The 2,633-nt window shown below is 69.2% G+C and carries 3 protein-coding genes; 2 read left to right on the forward strand and 1 reads right to left on the reverse strand.

Annotation, left to right across the window (positions count from 1 at the left end):
• On the forward strand, positions 1 to 570 hold a 570-nt coding region (locus CDN99_RS27885), incomplete at its 5' end, for an isocitrate/isopropylmalate family dehydrogenase (protein ID WP_141101034.1).
• 47 nt (positions 571 to 617) lie between these two features.
• Positions 618 to 2,093, forward strand: a complete 1,476-nt coding sequence (locus CDN99_RS27890) for an NAD-dependent succinate-semialdehyde dehydrogenase (RefSeq protein ID WP_088388936.1) — start codon at positions 618 to 620, stop codon at positions 2,091 to 2,093.
• On the opposite strand, the gene CDN99_RS28555 is transcribed toward CDN99_RS27890, so the two are convergent.
• Positions 2,057 to 2,633 (reverse strand): hypothetical protein (locus tag CDN99_RS28555; protein WP_238139742.1); only part of this gene is annotated, 577 nt, incomplete at its 5' end. The two genes, CDN99_RS27890 and CDN99_RS28555, sit on opposite strands and share 37 nt — an antisense overlap.

Below are 2,633 nucleotides of genomic sequence, written 5' to 3' on the forward strand. Positions count from 1 at the left end.
CGCGTGCTCAAGTACGCCTTCGAGCTGGCGCAGGCCCGCGATCGCAAGCACCTGACGGTGGCGACCAAGAGCAACGGCATCGCGATCTCGATGCCGTGGTGGGACGGTCGCGCCGACGCGGTCGGTGCCGGCTATCCGTCGGTCAAGGTGGACAAGCAGCACATCGACATCCTCAGCGCGCGTTTCGTGCTGCAGCCGGGGCGTTTCGACGTGGTGGTGGCGTCCAACCTGTTCGGCGACATCCTGTCGGACCTGGGTCCCGCGACGACCGGCACGATCGGTCTGGCGCCGTCGGCCAACCTGAATCCGGAGCGCAGCTTCCCGTCGCTGTTCGAGCCGGTCCATGGCTCCGCGCCGGACATTTACGGCCACAACATCGCCAACCCGGTCGCGATGATCTGGTCGGCGGCGCTGATGTTGCAGTTCCTGGGCGAGACGGCCGCGCACGACGCGATCGTGGCCGCCATCGAGCAGGTGTTGCGCGAAGGGCCGCGCACGGCCGACCTCGGCGGCCGTGCTTCCACGACCGAGATGGGCGAGGCCATCGCGGCCCTGATCGCCCGCGCGTGACCCGGATCCGTCCCCCCGTCCCGTCGACCGACGCCTTGGAGTTGCCCATGTCCCTGACGCTCAACCGTCCCGACCTGCTGCGTGCCCAGAACTTCATCGACGCCCGCTGGCGCGACGGCCTCGACGGCCGCGTGCTGGCCGTGAGCGACCCGGCGCTGGACCTCGACTTCGCGCGCGTGCCCGACAGCGGCGCGGCGGATGCGCGGGCGGCGGTCGACGCCGCGTTTGCCGCGGGGCCCGCCTGGCGGGCGCTGGCGCCGCGCGAGCGGTCGCGGCTGCTGCGCCACTGGCATGACCTGATCATGGCCAACCAGGAGGACCTGGCCCGCCTGATCTCGCGCGAGCAGGGCAAGCCCTTGGCCGAGGGGCGCGGCGAGGTCGCCTACGCGGCCAGTTATGTCGAGTGGTTCGCCGAGGAGGCGGTGCGGATGCATGGGGACCAGATCCCTTCGCCGTCGCCGCGTCGGCGGATGCTGGCGGTGAAGGAGCCGGTGGGCGTGGTCGCCGCGATCACGCCGTGGAACTTCCCCGCCGCGATGATCGCGCGCAAGATCGCGCCGGCGCTGGCGGCCGGTTGCACCGTGGTGGCCAAGCCGGCGGAGGACACGCCGTTGACCTCGCTGGCGCTGATCAAGCTGCTGGAGGAAGCCGGCCTGCCGCACGGTGTGGTGAACCTCGTGACCGCCTCGCGCGGACGTGCCGCCGAGGTCGTCGACGAATGGCTGGCCGATCCGCGCGTGCGCAAGATCACCTTCACCGGCTCGACGCCAGTGGGCAAGCACCTGGCGCGCGAGTCCGCCGGCACGCTCAAGCGCCTGTCGCTGGAGCTGGGCGGCAACGCGCCGTTCATCGTCTTCGAGGACGCCGACCTCGACGCCGCGGTGGAAGGGCTGATGGCGGCGAAGTTCCGCAATGGCGGCCAGACCTGCGTGTGCCCGAATCGGGTCTACGTGCACGACCGCGTGCACGATGCCTTCGTCGGTCGCCTCTGCGCGCGTGTGGCCGCGCTGCGGGTGGGGCCCGCGAGCGACCCGGCGTCGCAGATCGGTCCGATGATCAACGGCCGCGCGGTCGACAAGATCGAACGGCATGTCCAGGACGCCCAGGCCCGCGGCGCCCGCGTGATGGTGGGCGGGGACCGCGTGCGGGACGAGGATCGACCCGGTCCCAACTACTTCGCGCCGACGGTGCTGGTGGACGTCGACGGCACGATGGCCTGCACCGTCGAGGAGACCTTCGGTCCCGTGGTGCCGGTGACCCGCTTCCGCGACGAGACGGCCGTCGTCGCGCTGGCCAACGACACGCCGTTCGGCCTGGCGGCCTACTTCTACTCGCGCGATCCGGCGCGCATCCGACGTGTCTCCGACGCGCTGGAGAGCGGCATCGTCGGCGTCAACGCCGGGGCCATCGCGTCGGAGAGCGCGCCGTTCGGCGGCATCAAGGACTCCGGCTACGGCCGCGAGGGATCGCGGCAGGGGCTGGAGGATTACTTGCAGTTCAAGTATGTGTGTGAGGATGTTTGAGGGCCTGAGTTACCGACGACCCTGTCGGCAATAGCGCCAAGAAACGAGCCTGCCTCGATCAACACGGCGTCGATGCTCGCGCGCGGGAGGATTCGATCTTCATCCAGCGTGCTTGAATCGCCCCGCGTCGCGATCACGCGGACCTCGGTCCCGGACGTCAGCGCCAGTAGCGAGAAGTCGCCCAGCGAGGGGTGAAACCACAAGCTCGACCGCATCAGGTCGTCAAAGAGCGATTCGCTGATCGGCGCGCCTGGGACGCCCATCGCGTGGACGTAGGAGCCGAGTACGGAGCCGTCACGCCGGAACAGCGCGTTGTTGTCCGTCGGCCTTGTTCCTCGGGAGAGGTACAAGAACGATGCATGCAGGTCGACGGGATCGGCGAACTCCGCTTTGGCCAACTGCTTGCCGTTCAACCAGTAGGACACGGCGACCGCCGGACCTGTCCTGAATTTTGTGTGCGAGGCATAACATGACCCGACCCCGGAGCATTTATGCCAATCGACAAACCGCTGAGCAAGACCAAGCTGAGGAACGCCGCGA

Source organism: Roseateles aquatilis (genome assembly GCF_002205645.1).
GTDB lineage: Bacteria > Pseudomonadota > Gammaproteobacteria > Burkholderiales > Burkholderiaceae_C > Roseateles > Roseateles aquatilis.

What these genes read in the sequence shown, in the direction of transcription:
- CDN99_RS27890 (WP_088388936.1), top strand. Translation starts at nt 618, where the DNA reads ATGTCCCTGACGCTCAACCGTCCCGACCTGCTGCGTGCCCAGAACTTC.